The organism is Micromonospora sp. RL09-050-HVF-A, from assembly GCF_019374995.1.
GTDB lineage: Bacteria > Actinomycetota > Actinomycetes > Mycobacteriales > Micromonosporaceae > Micromonospora > Micromonospora antibiotica.
Genome location: NZ_JAGKQP010000002.1, coordinates 2,711,424 through 2,726,694 on the forward strand (window position 1 = coordinate 2,711,424; position 15,271 = coordinate 2,726,694).

Here is a 15,271-nt window from a genome sequence, read left to right on the forward strand (position 1 = left end):
GCACTGGTCCCGCTCCCGGGCTCCGCTCCCGGCTGCCGATCCCGGGCTCCGGTCCCGGCTGCCGATCCCGGGCTCCGGTCCCGGGTCCCGCTCCAGCCGCCGCAGCACCTCCCCGTCCGCTACGCAGCGTAAAGACCTCGCCGGGCGTCACTTACCTCACTCGCACACTTTGCTCTGCTGCCCTGGACGCACCGCATGCGGAGAGTGACCGTCGCGTCGATGGCAGCAGAGCAAAGTGCGAATGGGCGGGTAAGTGGGACAGGAAGGGGTGGCAGCAAAACTCCTGTTCAGCGAGGTGCGGGATGCTGCCCGGCAAAAATCAGCTTTGCCCACACCTCGCATCGATCACGGAGAGCAACCAACAGCGAGTTCAGCGAGACCACTACCCAGAGTGCGTACCCAGACGCCTGGTGAGGGCCCACGGCAGGCCGGTCGCGCGGACACCCGGCGGCTCAGGGGGCCAGCCGGTGCAGGTCGCGGGGGAAGGCGGTGACCTCCCGGACGTTCGTCGCACCGACCAGCCGGGCCACGAAGCGTTCCAGGCCGATCGCGAAGCCGCCGTGCGGCGGCATCCCGTGCCGGAACGCGTCCACGTACCCGGCGTACGGCTCGACCGGCTCGCCGCGCGCCGCCAGCGCCGCCAGGTAGTCGGCGTGGCGGTGCAGCCGCTGCCCGCCGGTGACCAGCTCCAGCCCGCGAAAGAGCAGGTCGAAGCCGTTCGAGTACGCGGGCCGCGCCGGGTCGGGGTGGGTGTAGAACGGCCGCTTCGCCATCGGGTACCCGGTGACGAAGAGGAAGTCCGAGCCGTGGGTGGCACGGGCCCACTCGCTCAGTGTCCGCTCGTGGGCGGGGGCCAGGTCGGGTTCGTCGGCGGGTGCGCCGGCGATCCGCAGCGCCTCGGTGAAGTGCACGGCCGGGATCTCGACCGGCACGTCGGGCAGGGTCAGCCCCAGGGTCGCCACCGCGCCGCCGGCCCGCCGGGCCACCTCGGCGAGCATCCCCGCGAGGGTGTCCCGCAGCACCGCCATCACGTCCCGGTGGTCGTCGACGAAGCCCAACTCGACGTCGAGCGAGGTGTACTGGGCCAGGTGCCGGACGGTGTCGTGCGGTTCGGCCCGGAACACCGGCCCCACCTCGTAGACCCGCTCGAAGACGCCCACCATGAGCTGCTTGTAGAACTGCGGCGACTGGGCCAGGTAGGCGGGCCGGCCGAACCAGTCGAGGGCGAAGACGTTCGCCCCGCTCTCGGTGGACGTGGCGACCACCTTCGGGGTGTGCACCTCCACGAAGTCACGGCCGTCCAGGGTGGCCCGGAAGCCGGCCACCGCCGCCGCCGAGATCCGCAGGGCCGCCGAGCGGGTCGGGTGCCGCAGCGCCACCGGGGCGTGGTCGAGCTGGGTGGGCAGGGTCGCGGTGAGTGCCGGCCGGTACAGGTCGAACGGCGGCGGCACGGCGGCTGGGCCGAGTGGTCGTACCGTCGGATGGGTCACCTCGACCCCGGCGGGCGCGGTGCCGTTCGCGGTGACCGTGCCGACCACCTCGACCACGGTCTCCTCGGGCAGTGCCGTCACGGCGGCCCGGACGGCCGGGTCGGTGACCACCACCTGGGTCAGGCCGGCGGCGTCCCGGACGATCAGGAAGGCCACCGACTTCAACAGTCGGCGGCGGTGCACCCACCCGGCGATCCGCACGGTCTCGCCGACGCGGGTGGGCAGGTGGGAGGACAGGATGCGTTGCACGGCGGTTACCTCCTCGATCAATCGCAACGCGATCCCCGGGAGGTGTGGGCGAGCGGGAGCCTCGCGGTGCCACCACACCTTCGCCCCCGCCGTGGCGGGGGCCTCATTCGTCGCCTTTTCACCGGGGCCAGCCGGGCGGGGTCTACTGGGCGCGCGGACGCGCCGTTCTTCCCGCGGCTCGGGAGGGTCTTCGCGCCCCGGCGTCAGACCGCCTTCCAGCAAACCGGCGGCTCTCTGCACTGGCGGATCGGGGCGGTACTCGGCTCCGTCACAGCTCTGCCGGCACGCTAACACCCGTTCCCCCGGCTGTAACGGGCTTTTTCGGCCCGCCGGTGTCCGGTGTCACAAGACCGGTGACGTGACGCCGGTCGCCCGACGTGCATCGATCGCCGCCGTCGGGCGTAGGCTCGGTTTTGTGACGATCGAGCACTCCGCGCCGACGACCCAGCAGGCAGCGCGCTCCGCGACGGTCGCCCCCGAGGGGCGACGGATGCTGCGGATCGAGGCGCGCAACGCCGAGACGCCGATCGAGCGCAAACCGCCGTGGATCAAGGTCAAGGCCAAGATGGGGCCGGAGTACACCGAGCTACGCGGGCTGGTCTCGCGTGAGGGGTTGCACACCGTCTGCCAGGAGGCCGGCTGTCCCAACATCTACGAGTGCTGGGAGGACCGGGAGGCCACCTTCCTCATCGGCGGCGACCAGTGCACCCGGCGCTGCGACTTCTGCCAGATCGACACCGGCAAGCCGGCCGAGTTCGACGCCGACGAGCCCCGCCGGGTCGCCGAGTCGGTCGCCACCATGGGCCTGCGGTACGCCACCATCACCGGTGTCGCCCGGGACGACCTGCCCGACGGCGGCGCGTGGTTGTACGCCGAGACCGTCCGGCAGATCCACGCGCTGCGGTCCGGCTGCGGCGTCGAGCTGCTGATCCCCGACTTCAACGCGGTCCCCGAGCAGCTCGCCGAGGTGTTCGGTGCCCGGCCGGAGGTGCTGGCGCACAACGTCGAGACGGTGCCCCGGATCTTCAAGCGGATCCGCCCGGCGTTCCGCTACGAGCGTTCGCTCGACGTGATCCGGCAGGCCCGCGCCGCCGGTCTGGTCACCAAGAGCAACCTGATCCTGGGCATGGGCGAGGAGCGGGCGGAGGTCTCCCAGGCGCTGCGTGACCTGCACGAGGCGGGCTGCGAGCTGATCACCATCACCCAGTACCTGCGGCCCACCCCCCGGCACCACCCGGTGACCCGCTGGGTCAAGCCGGAGGAGTTCGTCGAGCTGCGCGCCGAGGCCGAGGAGATCGGCTTCGCCGGGGTGATGAGCGGGCCGCTGGTGCGTTCGTCGTACCGGGCGGGGCGGCTCTACCAGCAGGCGTTGACGGCCCGCGAGGAAGCCTCGGTCACGGTCGGCTGACCCGGGCCGTGGCGGAACGATGCCCCGGGATCGCGCCGGGTCACGGCGACGCCCGCCGGGCATTCGAGTGTGTCGATCTTCCCAGACCTGGGCGACGCCCGCAAGGGGTGGTGGGCGGCAGCTCAGCGTCGATTCGACGACGCTCCCCGGGCAGGGCGAGATCGTGTTAGATTCCGCCAGCCCCGACCCCTAACTCATCGATGGTGGTGTCTTTGATGGCGCAGCCGCACACGGTTGTCATCGGCGCCGGCCCCGCCGGACTCACCGCCGCGTACGAGTTGACGCGGCGGCACGCCCCGGTCGACGTAGTGGAGGCCGACGACGTGGTCGGCGGGATCAGCCGCACCGTGGAGCGGGAGGGCTGGCGGTTCGACATCGGCGGGCACCGGTTCTTCACCAAGGTGTCCCGGGTCGAGGCGTTCTGGCACGAACTGCTCTCCGAAGACGACTTCCTGCTGCGCCCCCGGATGAGCCGCATCCACTACCAGGGGCGGCTGTTCGACTACCCGCTGCGGGCCGGCAACGCGCTGCGCAACCTGGGCGTGTGGGAGGCGTGCCGGTGCGTCGGGTCGTACCTGTGGGCGCGGGTGCGCCCGCCGGCCGACCAGAGCCACTTCGAGGGCTGGGTGTCGGCCCGGTTCGGGGCCCGGCTGTACCGGATGTTCTTCAAGACGTACACCGAGAAGGTCTGGGGAATCCCCGCGACGGAGCTGCAGGCGGACTGGGCGGCCCAGCGCATCCGCAACCTCTCCCTCGGCGCGGCGATCCGCGGCGCGCTGCTGCCCCAGCGGGGCGGCACCGAGGTGACCAGCCTGATCGAGGAGTTTCGCTACCCCCGGCTCGGCCCGGGGATGATGTGGGAACGCTGCGCCGAGCTGGTGGTCAAGGCCGGGGGGACGGTCGAGCTGGAGACGCCGGTACGCACCGTGCACCGCGCGGACGGCCGGGCGGTCGCGGTGACCGTCGCCGGCCCGACCGGTGAGCGGCGCATCGACGCCGACCACGTGGTCTCCACCATGCCGATCTCGGCCCTGGTCCGGGCGATGGACCCGCCCGCCCCGCAGGCGGTACGCGACGCCGCCGACGCGCTGCGGCACCGGGACTTCCTGACCGTGGCGCTGGTGGTGCCGGCCGAGGCCGGTTTCCCCGACAACTGGATCTACGTGCACACCCCCGGGGTGCAGGTCGGGCGGATCCAGAACTACGGCGCCTGGTCGCCGGAGATGGTCCGCGACGGCGGCACCTGCCTGGGCCTGGAGTACTTCGTCAACGAGGGCGACGAGCTGTGGTCGACCCCCGACCCGGAGCTGGTCGCCTTCGGCACCGCCGAGCTGGAGCGGCTCGGCCTGGTCCGCCCCGGCTCGGTCACCACCGGGTACGTGGTGCGGATGCCGAAGGCGTACCCGGTCTACGACGAGGGGTACGCCGAGGCTGTCGAGGTGATCCGCCGCTGGCTGGCCGAGGCGGTGCCGAACGTGCACCCGGTGGGTCGCAACGGCATGCACCGGTACAACAACCAGGACCACTCCATGCTCACCGCGATGCTCGCCGCGGAGAACATCCTCGACGGCACCGACCACGACGTCTGGGCCGTCAACGTGGAGGAGGACTACCACGAGGAGGGCGGCAGCGACGGTGCCGGCCACGCCGGCACGGGTCAGGGTGGCACCGGCCGCGCCGCCCCCGTCATGCCGCGCCCCCGCACCGCACCGCCGGCCGGGGACCGCTCCCCCACCGGCTGACCACCGTCGGGAACAGCCCCGGTCGATCACGGCCCGACCCACCCCGCCGGCCGGGGATCGACCCCGCTCGCGGGGTCCCGCCACCCGGGAACACCGCGGCCCACCGCCGACCACCGGCCGGGGATCATCCGTCCTGGCGGCGACCACTAGACTCGGCGGCATGGCAAAGCCCCAGGAGAAGGTCTCGTTCGGCCAACGGCTGAAGCAGATCGGGATGGTGTTCAAGTTCACCGCCAAGCAGGACCGGTGGTTCGCGCCACTGGCCGCCGGGGCGGTGCTGATCCCGCTCGCGCTCTCCGTGGTCGCGGTGATCCTCTGGGGCTGGCTGTGGCTGCCGATCGGCATCCTGTTCGCCCTGCTCGCCCTGCTCGTCGTGCTCAACCTGCGGTCCAACAAGGCGATGATGAACGCCGCCGAGGGGCAGCCGGGCGCGGCGGCGCAGATCATGGAGAGCATGCGTGGCGACTGGCGGGTCACCCCGGCGGTCAGCTCCACCACCCAGATGGACATGGTGCACCTGGTGATCGGCCGGCCCGGCGTGATCCTGCTCGCCGAGGGCAACCCGCAGCGGGTCCGTGGCCTGCTGGGCCAGGAGAAGCGCCGGCTGGCCAAGGTGATCGGCTCCGCGCCGCTGCACGACTACGTGATCGGCCAGGGCGAGGGTGAGCTGCCGATCCGCAAGCTGCGGATGACCCTGATGCGGCTGCCGCGCACCCTCAACGGCAAGGACGTCAACTCGCTCGACAAGCGGCTCAAGGCGCTCACCGCCCGCCCGCAGATGCCCAAGGGCGCGATCCCGAAGAACATGCGGCCCCCGGGCCGCGCGTTCCGCCAGACCCGGGGCCGCTGACACCCCCGTCGTACGCCCGGCCACCGGCCACCGGCCGGCTGCCACCTGCCACCGGCCGGCTCCGTGCCCACCCGGCTCTGCCCGTGCCCACCCGGCTCTGCCCGTGCCACCCGGCTCTGCCTCGTGCCCGTGTGTCCACCTCTGCGCGGGGGACAACGCCTGCCCGCCCCGCGCCCACCCGTGCCGCGCCTGCACGCGACCCGGCGTGGTCCTCTCCGCAGCGGGGGTCGGCCGCGAGCGCCCGGGCGGCGAGCACCTGGCGGGCAGCGCGAGCACTCGCCGGGCAGCGCCGCGAGCACCCGCCGGGCGGGGCGGGCACCCGCCGGGCGGGCGGGCACCCGCCGGGCGGGGCGGGCACCCGCCGGGCGGGGCGGGCACCCGGCGGCGGGGCGATCAGGTGGTGGGGCGGGGGGCGTCGGCGATGACCGCGCCGGTGAGGCGGTCGTGCAGGCCCCGGCGCTGCTCGTCCATGATCAGCGGCGGTACGACCAGGGCCAGGAGCAGGCCGCGCAGGAGCGCCCGGGGGACGCCGATCCGCCCGCCGTCGGACCAGTCGAGGCAGCGCAGCCGGGTGATCCTCATCCCGGGGGTCTGGGCGAAGAGGCCGAGGAAGAGGCCGTACTCGACGATGAGCACCGCCACCGGGGCCCAGCCGTCGCGGACCGGGTCGGCGAAGAAGTTCGCCACCAGCAGGCAGAGCACCCAGTCGATCACCAGGGCCCCGAACCGTCGGCCGAGGGTCGGCGGGGTGAAGGCGGGATCGGTGGCGGGCGGCACCGGCGCCGCAGGCGAACTCGTCACGGTGCTCAAGGGTAGTCAGCACCGCCCTGCCACCGGCCAGGGCGGCACCGGCACCCGCCACCACTCAGGGCGGCACCGGCACCCGCTACCGCTCAGGGACGGCGGCCGGCCGGGGGTGGTCACCCGGGCCCCGGGTCGGTCGGCGGCCGGTCACCAGGTGGACAGGCAGGGTGTTCCAGCAATCTGTGCACATTCGGTCTAATCACTACGAATGGCAGCACAGCGCTTCAGCCGGTATCGTCCGAACGGACAACCCGGCGGGTACTGAGCGGCGCAGATGACGCTCCGCTAGCGGCGTAACACGGCAGAAACATTGGAGACACGGGCGAGCAACCCCACGGTCATAGCGTCGCCAGAGCCCAGCCACCGGAGTGGACGTGCCAGGAGGACGTGTGTTTGCCAATCCCGAGGAACTCCTGCGATACCTCAAGAACGAGGACGTAAAGTTCGTCGACGTACGTTTTTGTGACCTGCCCGGCGTGATGCAGCACTTCAATCTGCCGGTGGAGTCCTTCGACGACAGCGTCTTCACCGACGGTCTCGCGTTCGACGGTTCGTCGATCCGCGGTTTCCAGGCGATCCACGAGTCGGACATGCTCCTGCTCCCGGACGTCGCGACCGCCTTCATCGACCCGTTCCGCGCGCAGAAGACCCTCGCGCTCAACTTCTTCATCCACGACCCGTTCACCCGTGAGGCGTACTCGCGGGACCCGCGCAACGTGGCCAAGAAGGCCGAGGCCTACCTCGCCGCCAGCGGCATCGCCGACACGGCGTACTTCGGTGCCGAGGCCGAGTTCTACATCTTCGACTCGATCCGCCACGAGACCTCGGCGCACCAGTCGTTCTACTACATCGACTCGATCGAGGGCGCGTGGAACACCGGTCGTGAGGAGGCCGGCGGCAACCGCGGCTACAAGACCGCGTACAAGGGTGGTTACTTCCCGGTGCCGCCGGTGGACCACTACGCCGACCTGCGCGACTCGATCGTGCGTCGGCTGGTCGACGGCGGGTTCACCGTGGAGCGTTCGCACCACGAGGTCGGCACCGCCGGCCAGTCGGAGATCAACTACAAGTTCTCCACCCTGCTGCACGCCGGTGACCAGCTCCAGCTCTTCAAGTACATCGTGAAGAACGAGGCCTGGGCCAACGGCAAGACGGCCACCTTCATGCCCAAGCCGCTCTTCGGCGACAACGGCTCCGGCATGCACACCCACCAGAGCCTCTGGCTCAACGGCGAGCCGCTGTTCTACGACGAGACCGGCTACGCCGGCCTGTCGGACACCGCCCGCTGGTACATCGGTGGTCTGCTGCACCACGCCCCGTCGCTGCTGGCGTTCACCAACCCGACGGTCAACTCGTACCGTCGGCTGGTGCCCGGCTACGAGGCCCCGGTCAACCTGGTCTACTCGCAGCGCAACCGCTCCGCCTGCACCCGCATCCCGGTCACCGGCAGCAACGCCAAGGCCAAGCGGGTCGAGTTCCGGGTGCCGGACCCGTCCAGCAACCCGTACCTCGCCTTCTCGGCCATGATGATGGCCGGCCTGGACGGCATCAAGAGCAAGATGGAGCCGCCGGCCCCGATCGACAAGGACCTCTACGACCTCCCGCCGGAGGAGTGGGGCGACGTCAAGCAGGTGCCGGGCTCGCTGCCGGAGGTGCTCGACGCGCTGGAGGCCGACCACGACTACCTGCTCGACGGTGGCGTCTTCACCCCCGACCTGATCTCCACCTGGGTCGGCTGGAAGCGGGCCAACGAGGTCGACCCGGTGCGTCTGCGCCCGACCCCGCACGAGTTCGCGATGTACTTCGACTGCTGAGGTCCGCCTCGACGGTCACGTTCCACCGGCCGGGCCGGCTCCGCTTCCGCGGAGCCGGCCCGTTCCGTCACCCCGGCCCGTTCCGTCACCCCGGCCCGTTCCGTCACCCCGGCCCGTTCCGTCACGCCAACCCGCTGCGTTACACGACCGGCACCGTCACATCGGCCCGGCACCGTCACGCCGGCCCGTTCCGTCACGCCAGCCCGCAGCGTTACACGACCGGCACCGTCACATCGGCCCGGCACCGTCACGCCGGCCCGTTCCGTCACGCCAGCCCGCAGCGTTACACGACCCGCACCGTCACGCCGGCCCCGCACCGTCACGCCGGCCCGGCACCGTCACGCCGGTCCGTTGGATGCCACCGGCCCCGTGCCGCGCCGACCAGCAGCACCAGCAGCAGCGCGGTCATCACGATCGCGCCGGGTGCCTTGGTGTACCGGGCGACCGACGTGCCGTCGGGCAGGGTGAGGAAGGCCGCCACCGCCGCCGGCACCACGAACCAGGTCGTCCGGGTCGCCGACACCGCGAGCAGCAGCAACGGCCAGGTCACGTACCACGGGTGCAGGACCGGGGCGAGCAGCACCGTCGCGGCCAGCGCCGCGCCCGCCGCGCCCAGGGTGACCCGGGGCCGGGCCGCCGCCAGCCGGTGCACCCGCTGCCGGACGTCGTTGAGCCGGCGCAGCGCCGTCCACGCCCGCCACCAGAGCAGCACCAGCAGCCCCGCCAGGAGCAGCAGGCCCACCGCCCGGGTCACCGGCACCGCGTCCGGCCGCCGACCGGCCAGCTCGCCGACGTAGTCGACCACGAAACCGACCGCCGTCGGCGCCGACGTCCACTGCTGTGAGTCACCGCTGCGGGCCAACCCGGCGACCCAGCCCAGCCCCAGGCCGGACAGCGCCGAGACCGCCGCCAGGGTGGCCAGGGCCACCCCGGCGAGCCGGCCGCCGTCGCACAGCAGGGCCCGGAGGGTGTAGCGGCCGTGCACCGCCGCCAACGCCGCGAACGGCAGCACCACCACCGCTGTCGCCTTCACCGCCATCGCCAGCCCGAGCAGCACCCCGGCGACGAGCAGCCCCCGGGTCCGGCCGGGCGCGCGCACCAGCACCAGCAGGCCCAGCAGGAGCAGACCGAGCATCACCACGTCGTTGTGCGCGCCGGCCACCAGGTGCACCCCGACCAGGGGGGAGGCCAACCCCAGCCAGGCCGCCCGGCGGGTGGGTACCCCGGCGGCGCGGGCCAGGCCGGGCAGGCAGAGCGCCACCAGCAGCACCCCGGCCACCGCGTACAGCCGCAGCACCATCAGGGTGCCGACCAGGGTCCCGCCGAGCACCGCGGCGAGCGCGGCCAGCAGCACGAAGGCGGGGCCGTACGGGGCCGGGGTGTCCCGCCAGATCGGCGCGACCGCGTCGACCCACGGGCAGCCGGCCGCCGCCACCCCCACCCGGTACGGGTCGTGCCCGGCCGCGTACGACCACCCCTGGCAGGCGTACGAGTAGACGTCCCGGCTGGCCAGCGGTGGGGTGAGCAGCAGCGGCAGGGTCCACAGCCCGGCGGTGACGTACGCCCACCGGGTGGACGGTGCACCGGCGCGCAACGCCCACCAGGCACCCACCATCAGCGCCGTCCCGACCAGCCAGCAGAGGACCGCTGCCGGCCCGTGTGGCGCGCGCCACGGCCCGGTCGGCGGCACCTCGGGCAGCACCCCGCCCAGCCAGCCGGCCACGGCGAGCAGCACCGCTCCGGTCAACCCGAGGTGACGCGCCGCACGGGCCCGCCTCCCGGTCGGCACGCCGGGCTCGGTCACCGGCCACCTCTCCTCAGTCGGCGGGCGCGTCCACGGGGGCGGGCCGCCGGCCCGCCCGAGCCGACCGTACCAACCGGACGGCCACCACGATCACCAACAGCGTCATCAGCGGGGCACCGGGCATCTTGGTGTACCGGGGCAGCCCGGTGCCGTCGGGCAGCACCAGGAACGACGAGAGCAACGCCACCAACGCGAACCACCGGGTCGGCCGGTGGGTGGTCGCGGCGAGCACGGCCAGCGGCCACAGCCAGTACCAGGGGTGGAACAGCGGCGCGAGGGCCACCGTCGCGGCGAGTGCCAGGCCGGCGTGCCAGAGCGGGTCGCGGGTGCGGGCCCGCCACCACAACCAGACCAGCAGCACCGCCAGCACCAGCATGCCGATCGTCCGGGTCACCGGTAGCGCGTCGATGTCCGCGCCGAACAGGGCCGCGACGTAGCCGGCGGTCTGCCCGACGGCGGTCGGCGGCGACGTCCAGGCGATCGCCAGGCCACCCTGCTGCAGGCCGGAGATCCAGCCGAAGTTCAGTCCGGCCGCCAACGTCGCCCCGACCACCGTCCCCACCGCGCCACCGACCACCCAGCCGCCGTCCCGGCAGAGCCTGCGGATGGAGTACGTTCCGGCCAGCGCGGCCAACGCGGCGAAGGGCACGACGACCAACGCGGTCACCTTGATCCCGGCAGCCAGGCCGAGCAGCATGCCACCGGCCAGCAGCGGGCCGGGGCGGCCGGGATGTGACGCCACCACCGCCAGCCCGGCGACGAGCAGTCCGACCATCAGCGCGTCGTTGTGCGCGCCGGCGACCAGGTGCACCCCGACCAGCGGCGACCCGAGCGTCAGCCACAGCGCCCGTTCCGGTGCCACCCCGCATCGGCGGGCCAGTACCGGCAGCACCGCCGCGAGCAGGGCGACCCCGGCCACCGCCAGCAGCCGGAACAGCACGATGCTGCCGACCAGTGAGTCCGTCGCCGCCACCGCCGCGCCGGAGAGCAGGGCGAACAGCGGCCCGTACGGGGCCGGGGTGTCCCGCCAGATCGGCGAGACCGTGTCCAACCACGGGCACGGCAGCGCCGACACCCCCTGCTCGTACGGGTTGAACCCGGCAGCGTAGGTGGCACCCTGGCAGGCGTACGCGTACACGTCCCGACTGGCCAGTGGGGGGGCGACGAGCAGCGGGACGAGCCAGAGCCCGATGGTCACCAGCGCCCACCGGGTCGACGGGACGCGATCGCGCAGCGTCCACCACACTGCGGCCATCAGCCCCAGCCCGACCACCCACAGCGCGACGAGCAGGGGCCCGTTCGGGCCCTGCCAGATGCCGACCGGGGTGTTTCCGTGCCGCGAGGAAGGCAGCGCGCCGCCCAGGAACGCTGCGACGGCGAGCATCGTCGAGCCGGCCAGGCCGGTCCAGCGCGCCAAGGGGAGGGGCATGGGAGAACATGCTGCCAGTACCACGGTGACGCCACGGGGGTGGGCTATGGCAGTGGGCTACGGCGGCGGTGGGCGGGAGCGCCCTGGTGTCGGCACCGGGGCCACTCGGCGGGTGGGCGCGGGCCGGCCACGTCGCGGCGGCCGGTCGACCCGGTCAGCAGTGACGCGCGGGCAGGAGGTCGCTCGACATCCAGAACTCACCCGGGCCGTCCACCCTGATCTCGGTCCACCCGTCGGGTCCCGGCCGCAGACAGCCGGCTGCCCCCGACAGCGAGAGCCAGCGCGACCACCGTACGCGCACCTGCACGTTCCCGGTCCGGTCGGCCGTGAACCGGACCCCGCTCTGATCCGCGGAGACCAGCCGTCCGGGAGCGCTCACCATCGGCGCGGGGTCGGCGACGGCGTACAGCCGCCAGTCGGCGTTGCGCCACACCTCGCGCAGGTAGGGCTGGCCGCCCAGCACCAGGTTGGCCTCGTCGCGCGCCCACCGGTCGGGTGGCGCGTCGGGCGCGACGGCGACGTAGCGGACGGCGTTGGCGCGCAGCCATTGGGCGTACGAGTCGGCGGTCAGCCGGCCGGTGTAGAAGATCGCGTTGCGGTCGGCGTCGACCTGCCGTTCCCACCCACGGGCCAGCGGGACGGTCGGTGGGAGGTACGCCGACTCCCAGTGGTCGCGCAGCGGCACCACCTCGGCCCGGCCCACCGGTTGCCGTCGGGCCAGTTCGTCGACGAGCGGACGGTAGAAGGCGGCGCCGCTCTGCACTGAACCGGCGCGCGTCACGTCGCTGACCATCACCGGGTTCTGCCACCAGACAGCGGCGACGAGCAGACCGGCCAGCCACGGTCCGCGCACCGCAGCGAACGCGGCGAGCAGCGGCAGGCCGAAGAGCATCGGCAGCCGCAGGGCGTTGGAGCCGATCGGGCTGGGCAGGTAGAAGGCGGCGACCAGCAACACCACGGTCAGCAGCGCGCCGATGCGCAGCACCCGGTGTTGCCGGCCGAGGACGGCGTACCCCAGCACGGCCAGCGCCACGTTGATCCGCATCGACTCGGCCGAGTACGGCTGGGTGCCGCCGTTGCCGAACAGCACCGCCATCGGCGCGAGGGCGAGCGCGGGGGTGAGGCTGAGGACGAGTCCGTCGGCCACCGGGCTGGTGGTCCGCCAGCCGCCGGGCAGTGCTCTGCCCGGGCCGTCGCCTCGTCGCAGGGCGGCCAGCAGCACTGCGGCACCGGCCAGTCCGGTGAACAGACCGGCGACCGGGCTGGCCCAGGTGGCGAGGGCGGCGAGCAGGGCGGCTGCCACCAGCCGCAGTGGCCGGCCGGGTCGTTGCGCCGCCACCGCGCAGAGGGCGAGCAGCCCGAACGCGAGCCCGACGGCGAAGGTGATCCGGCCGCTCGCCAGGTTCCCGACCAGGACCACCGCGCCCAGGACCGCGCCCAGCAGGCAATGACGGGCACCGGAGCGGACGAACAGCCAGGCCAGTGCCGCCGACGAGACGACCGCTGCCGACGCGCCGAGCGGCCGTACGCCGACCAGCGCGCCGAGCAGTTGGGTGTAGAGGCTGTAACCGCCCTGGTGGACTCCGCCGTACCAGGCGAAGTCGATGGGGGCCAGGCCGTTGCGGTCGGCGAAGCCCGCGCGGGCGACCTGGGCCGACAGGTCGGTGCCCATCGGCGGGGCGAGCAGGAATGCGACGGCGAGCAGCAGCGACACCGCCAGCGCCGCGAGGACGGGACGCGCGGACTGCTCACGGCGGGTCGTCGGCACCGAGCAGTCCTACCACGGTAGGCGCGGTGACACCCGCCCGGGGTGGTCGCGCGTACCGCCAGCGCACGCCGCCAGTGCACCGCCAGCGCGCCGGCACCCGGGCTGCCGGTCAGGGGCGGGTGGGGCGGACCGGGGACGGGCGGGCGCGGACGTGCAGGCGCTCACCCTGGGGGCCGAAGAGGCTGAGGATCTCCGCCGGCTCGTCGTAGGGGTTGCCGAACCAGTGCGGGGTGCGGGTGTCGAACTCGGCGACCTCACCGGCGTCGAGGGTGAGATCGTGGCTGCCGAGCAGCAGCCGGACCCGGCCGGAGAGCACGTAGAGCCACTCGTACCCCTCGTGCGCCTGCTGGGTCGGCTCCCCCACCGGCACCTGCGGTGGATAGATCATCTTGTACGCCTGGACGCCACCCGGGCGACGGGTCAACGGCACGATGGTGACGCCGTGACGGACGACGGGCCGGCGGTGGACCCGGGGGTCGCGGGTCTGCGGCGTGCCGACCAGATCGTCCAGCGGCACCCGGTGGAAGCGGGCCAGGGCGAGCAGGAGTTCCAGGGTGGGCCGCCGGCCACCGGACTCCAGCCGGGACAGCGTGCTGACCGAGATGCCGGTCGCCGCGCCGAGCTGACCCAGGGTCACGCCGCGCTGCTGCCGCAGCGCCCGCAGCCGGGGTCCGACGGCGGTGAGCACCTCGTCCGGGGGGATGTCGCTGTGGTCGTCGGTCACCGCACCAGTTTGCCATTTCGGCAACCAGATTTGGCAGTACGGTGATCCGGGCGCACGATCCGGGGCATCGGCGGGACGGACCCGCCCGTGAGGAGGCGGTCATGACGTACCCGGTGGTGCACGACGTGGTGGTGGTCGGTGGCGGTGCGGCCGGGCTCAGCGGTGCGCTCGCCCTGGGCCGGTTCCGCCGCGACGTGGTGGTGGTCGACGGTGGTGCCCCGCGCAACGCCCCGGCCGACCACGTGCACAACTTCCTGACCAACGAGGGTGTCCCACCCGCCGACCTGTACGCGACGGGCCGGTCCGAGGTGGCCCGGTACGGCGTGACCGTCCTCGACGGCACCGTCACCGCCACCCACCCGATCGACCCTACCCACCCGATCGACCCGGCCCACCCGCACGACGCCACGGCACCGGCGGGCGACGTCGGTCCGGGGCGGTTCGCGGTGACCCTGGCCGACGGCCGTACCCTGCACACCCGCCGGTTGCTGGTCACCACCGGCCTGGTCGACGAGTTGCCCGACGTGTCGGGCCTGGCCGACCGCTGGGGCCGCGACGTGCTGCACTGCCCCTACTGCCACGGGTGGGAGGTACGCGACCAGGCCGTCGGGGTGCTCGCCACCGGCCCGATGGCCGCCCACCAGGCGCTGCTGTTCCGTCAGCTCACCGACGACGTGGTGGTCTTCACGCACACCGCCGGGCCGTTGCCCGCCGACGAGGCGGAGAAGCTGGCCGCCCGGGGCGTCACCGTGGTCGACGGGGAGGTGGCGGAGCTGGAGGTCACCGGCGACCGGCTCACCGGCGTACGGCTGCGGTCCGGCCGGGTGGTCCCCCGGGAGGCGCTGGTGGTGGCCCCCCGGTTCGGCGCGCGGGCCGCTTTCCTCGCCGGGCTCGGGTTGCCCACCGAGGAATTCGTCGTCGGTGGGCACACCTTCGGTGACCGGGTGGCCGCCGACGCCTCCGGCGCGACCGGGGTGCCCGGCGTCTGGGTGGCCGGCAACGTCACCGACCCGCAGGCCACCGTGATCGCCGCCGCCGCGGCGGGGCTGAAGGCCGCCGCCGCGCTCAACGCCGACCTGATCGCCGAGGACACCGACCGGGCGGTGGCCGCGCACCGGGCCACCGCCGCCCGCACCGGCGACGAGGACGGCGGACAGGCCAGTGAGTGACCACGGGACCGGCAACGAGG

The 15,271-nt window shown here is 73.3% G+C and carries 11 protein-coding genes; 5 read left to right on the forward strand and 6 right to left on the reverse strand.

Going from position 1 to position 15,271, the window contains the following annotated elements:
* Positions 1-452: 452 nt before the first annotated feature.
* On the reverse strand, positions 453-1,739 hold the full coding sequence (gene aspS, locus J7462_RS11595; protein WP_219464063.1) for an aspartate--tRNA(Asn) ligase: 1,287 nt from the start codon (positions 1,737-1,739) through the stop codon (positions 453-455).
* Between the two features lie 358 nt (positions 1,740-2,097).
* Here aspS and lipA point away from each other — a divergent pair, with 358 nt between their 5' ends.
* The 3 genes from lipA to J7462_RS11610 all read left to right on the forward strand — a co-directional run bounded on the left by lipA (position 2,098) and on the right by J7462_RS11610 (position 5,739).
* Positions 2,098-3,147, forward strand: a complete 1,050-nt coding sequence (gene lipA / locus J7462_RS11600) for a lipoyl synthase (protein WP_208568758.1) — start codon at positions 2,098-2,100, stop codon at positions 3,145-3,147.
* Positions 3,148-3,362: 215 nt separating this feature from the next.
* Positions 3,363-4,889, forward strand: coding sequence for an NAD(P)/FAD-dependent oxidoreductase (locus tag J7462_RS11605; protein WP_219464064.1), 1,527 nt, complete (start codon positions 3,363-3,365; stop codon positions 4,887-4,889).
* A gap of 160 nt (positions 4,890-5,049) precedes the next feature.
* Positions 5,050-5,739 (forward strand): DUF4191 domain-containing protein, encoded by a 690-nt coding sequence (locus tag J7462_RS11610; protein WP_219464065.1) that lies wholly within the window; start codon positions 5,050-5,052, stop codon positions 5,737-5,739.
* Positions 5,740-6,132: 393 nt separating this feature from the next.
* On the opposite strand, the gene J7462_RS11615 is transcribed toward J7462_RS11610, so the two are convergent.
* Entirely contained in the window at positions 6,133-6,540 is a 408-nt protein-coding gene (locus tag J7462_RS11615) for an RDD family protein (protein WP_219464066.1), read from the reverse strand.
* Positions 6,541-6,932: 392 nt separating this feature from the next.
* Between J7462_RS11615 and glnA the strand changes: the two genes are divergently transcribed.
* Positions 6,933-8,357, forward strand: a complete 1,425-nt coding sequence (gene glnA, locus J7462_RS11620; protein ID WP_208568762.1) for a type I glutamate--ammonia ligase — start codon at positions 6,933-6,935, stop codon at positions 8,355-8,357.
* A 319-nt stretch (positions 8,358-8,676) separates the two neighbouring features.
* On the opposite strand, the gene mptB (J7462_RS11625) is transcribed toward glnA, so the two are convergent.
* The 4 genes from mptB (J7462_RS11625) to J7462_RS11640 form a co-directional block, all read right to left on the reverse strand.
* Positions 8,677-10,161 carry a polyprenol phosphomannose-dependent alpha 1,6 mannosyltransferase MptB gene (mptB, locus tag J7462_RS11625; protein WP_219464067.1) on the reverse strand — a complete coding sequence of 495 codons (1,485 nt, stop codon included), beginning with the start codon at positions 10,159-10,161 and terminating at the stop codon, positions 8,677-8,679.
* 13 nt (positions 10,162-10,174) lie between these two features.
* Positions 10,175-11,590 (reverse strand): polyprenol phosphomannose-dependent alpha 1,6 mannosyltransferase MptB, encoded by a 1,416-nt coding sequence (gene mptB / locus J7462_RS11630; protein ID WP_219464068.1) that lies wholly within the window; start codon positions 11,588-11,590, stop codon positions 10,175-10,177.
* A 154-nt stretch (positions 11,591-11,744) separates the two neighbouring features.
* Positions 11,745-13,358, reverse strand: coding sequence for a hypothetical protein (locus J7462_RS11635; RefSeq protein ID WP_308290864.1), 1,614 nt, complete (start codon positions 13,356-13,358; stop codon positions 11,745-11,747).
* A 109-nt stretch (positions 13,359-13,467) separates the two neighbouring features.
* The gene (locus J7462_RS11640; protein WP_308290865.1) at positions 13,468-14,082 is read right to left on the reverse strand and encodes an XRE family transcriptional regulator; all 615 of its coding nucleotides are present in this window, start codon (positions 14,080-14,082) and stop codon (positions 13,468-13,470) included.
* Between the two features lie 101 nt (positions 14,083-14,183).
* Between J7462_RS11640 and J7462_RS11645 the strand changes: the two genes are divergently transcribed.
* Entirely contained in the window at positions 14,184-15,251 is a 1,068-nt protein-coding gene (locus J7462_RS11645; RefSeq protein ID WP_219464069.1) for an NAD(P)/FAD-dependent oxidoreductase, read from the forward strand.
* Positions 15,252-15,271: the final 20 nt, after the last annotated feature.

Bases quoted from the DNA above. Each gene is read 5' to 3' on its own strand.
- J7462_RS11605 (WP_219464064.1), top strand. From the start codon at position 3,363: ATGGCGCAGCCGCACACGGTTGTCATCGGCGCCGGCCCCGCCGGACTC.
- J7462_RS11610 (WP_219464065.1), top strand. From the start codon at position 5,050: ATGGCAAAGCCCCAGGAGAAGGTCTCGTTCGGCCAACGGCTGAAGCAG.
- mptB (WP_219464068.1), bottom strand. From the start codon at position 11,590: ATGCCCCTCCCCTTGGCGCGCTGGACCGGCCTGGCCGGCTCGACGATG.
- J7462_RS11645 (WP_219464069.1), top strand. From the start codon at position 14,184: ATGACGTACCCGGTGGTGCACGACGTGGTGGTGGTCGGTGGCGGTGCG.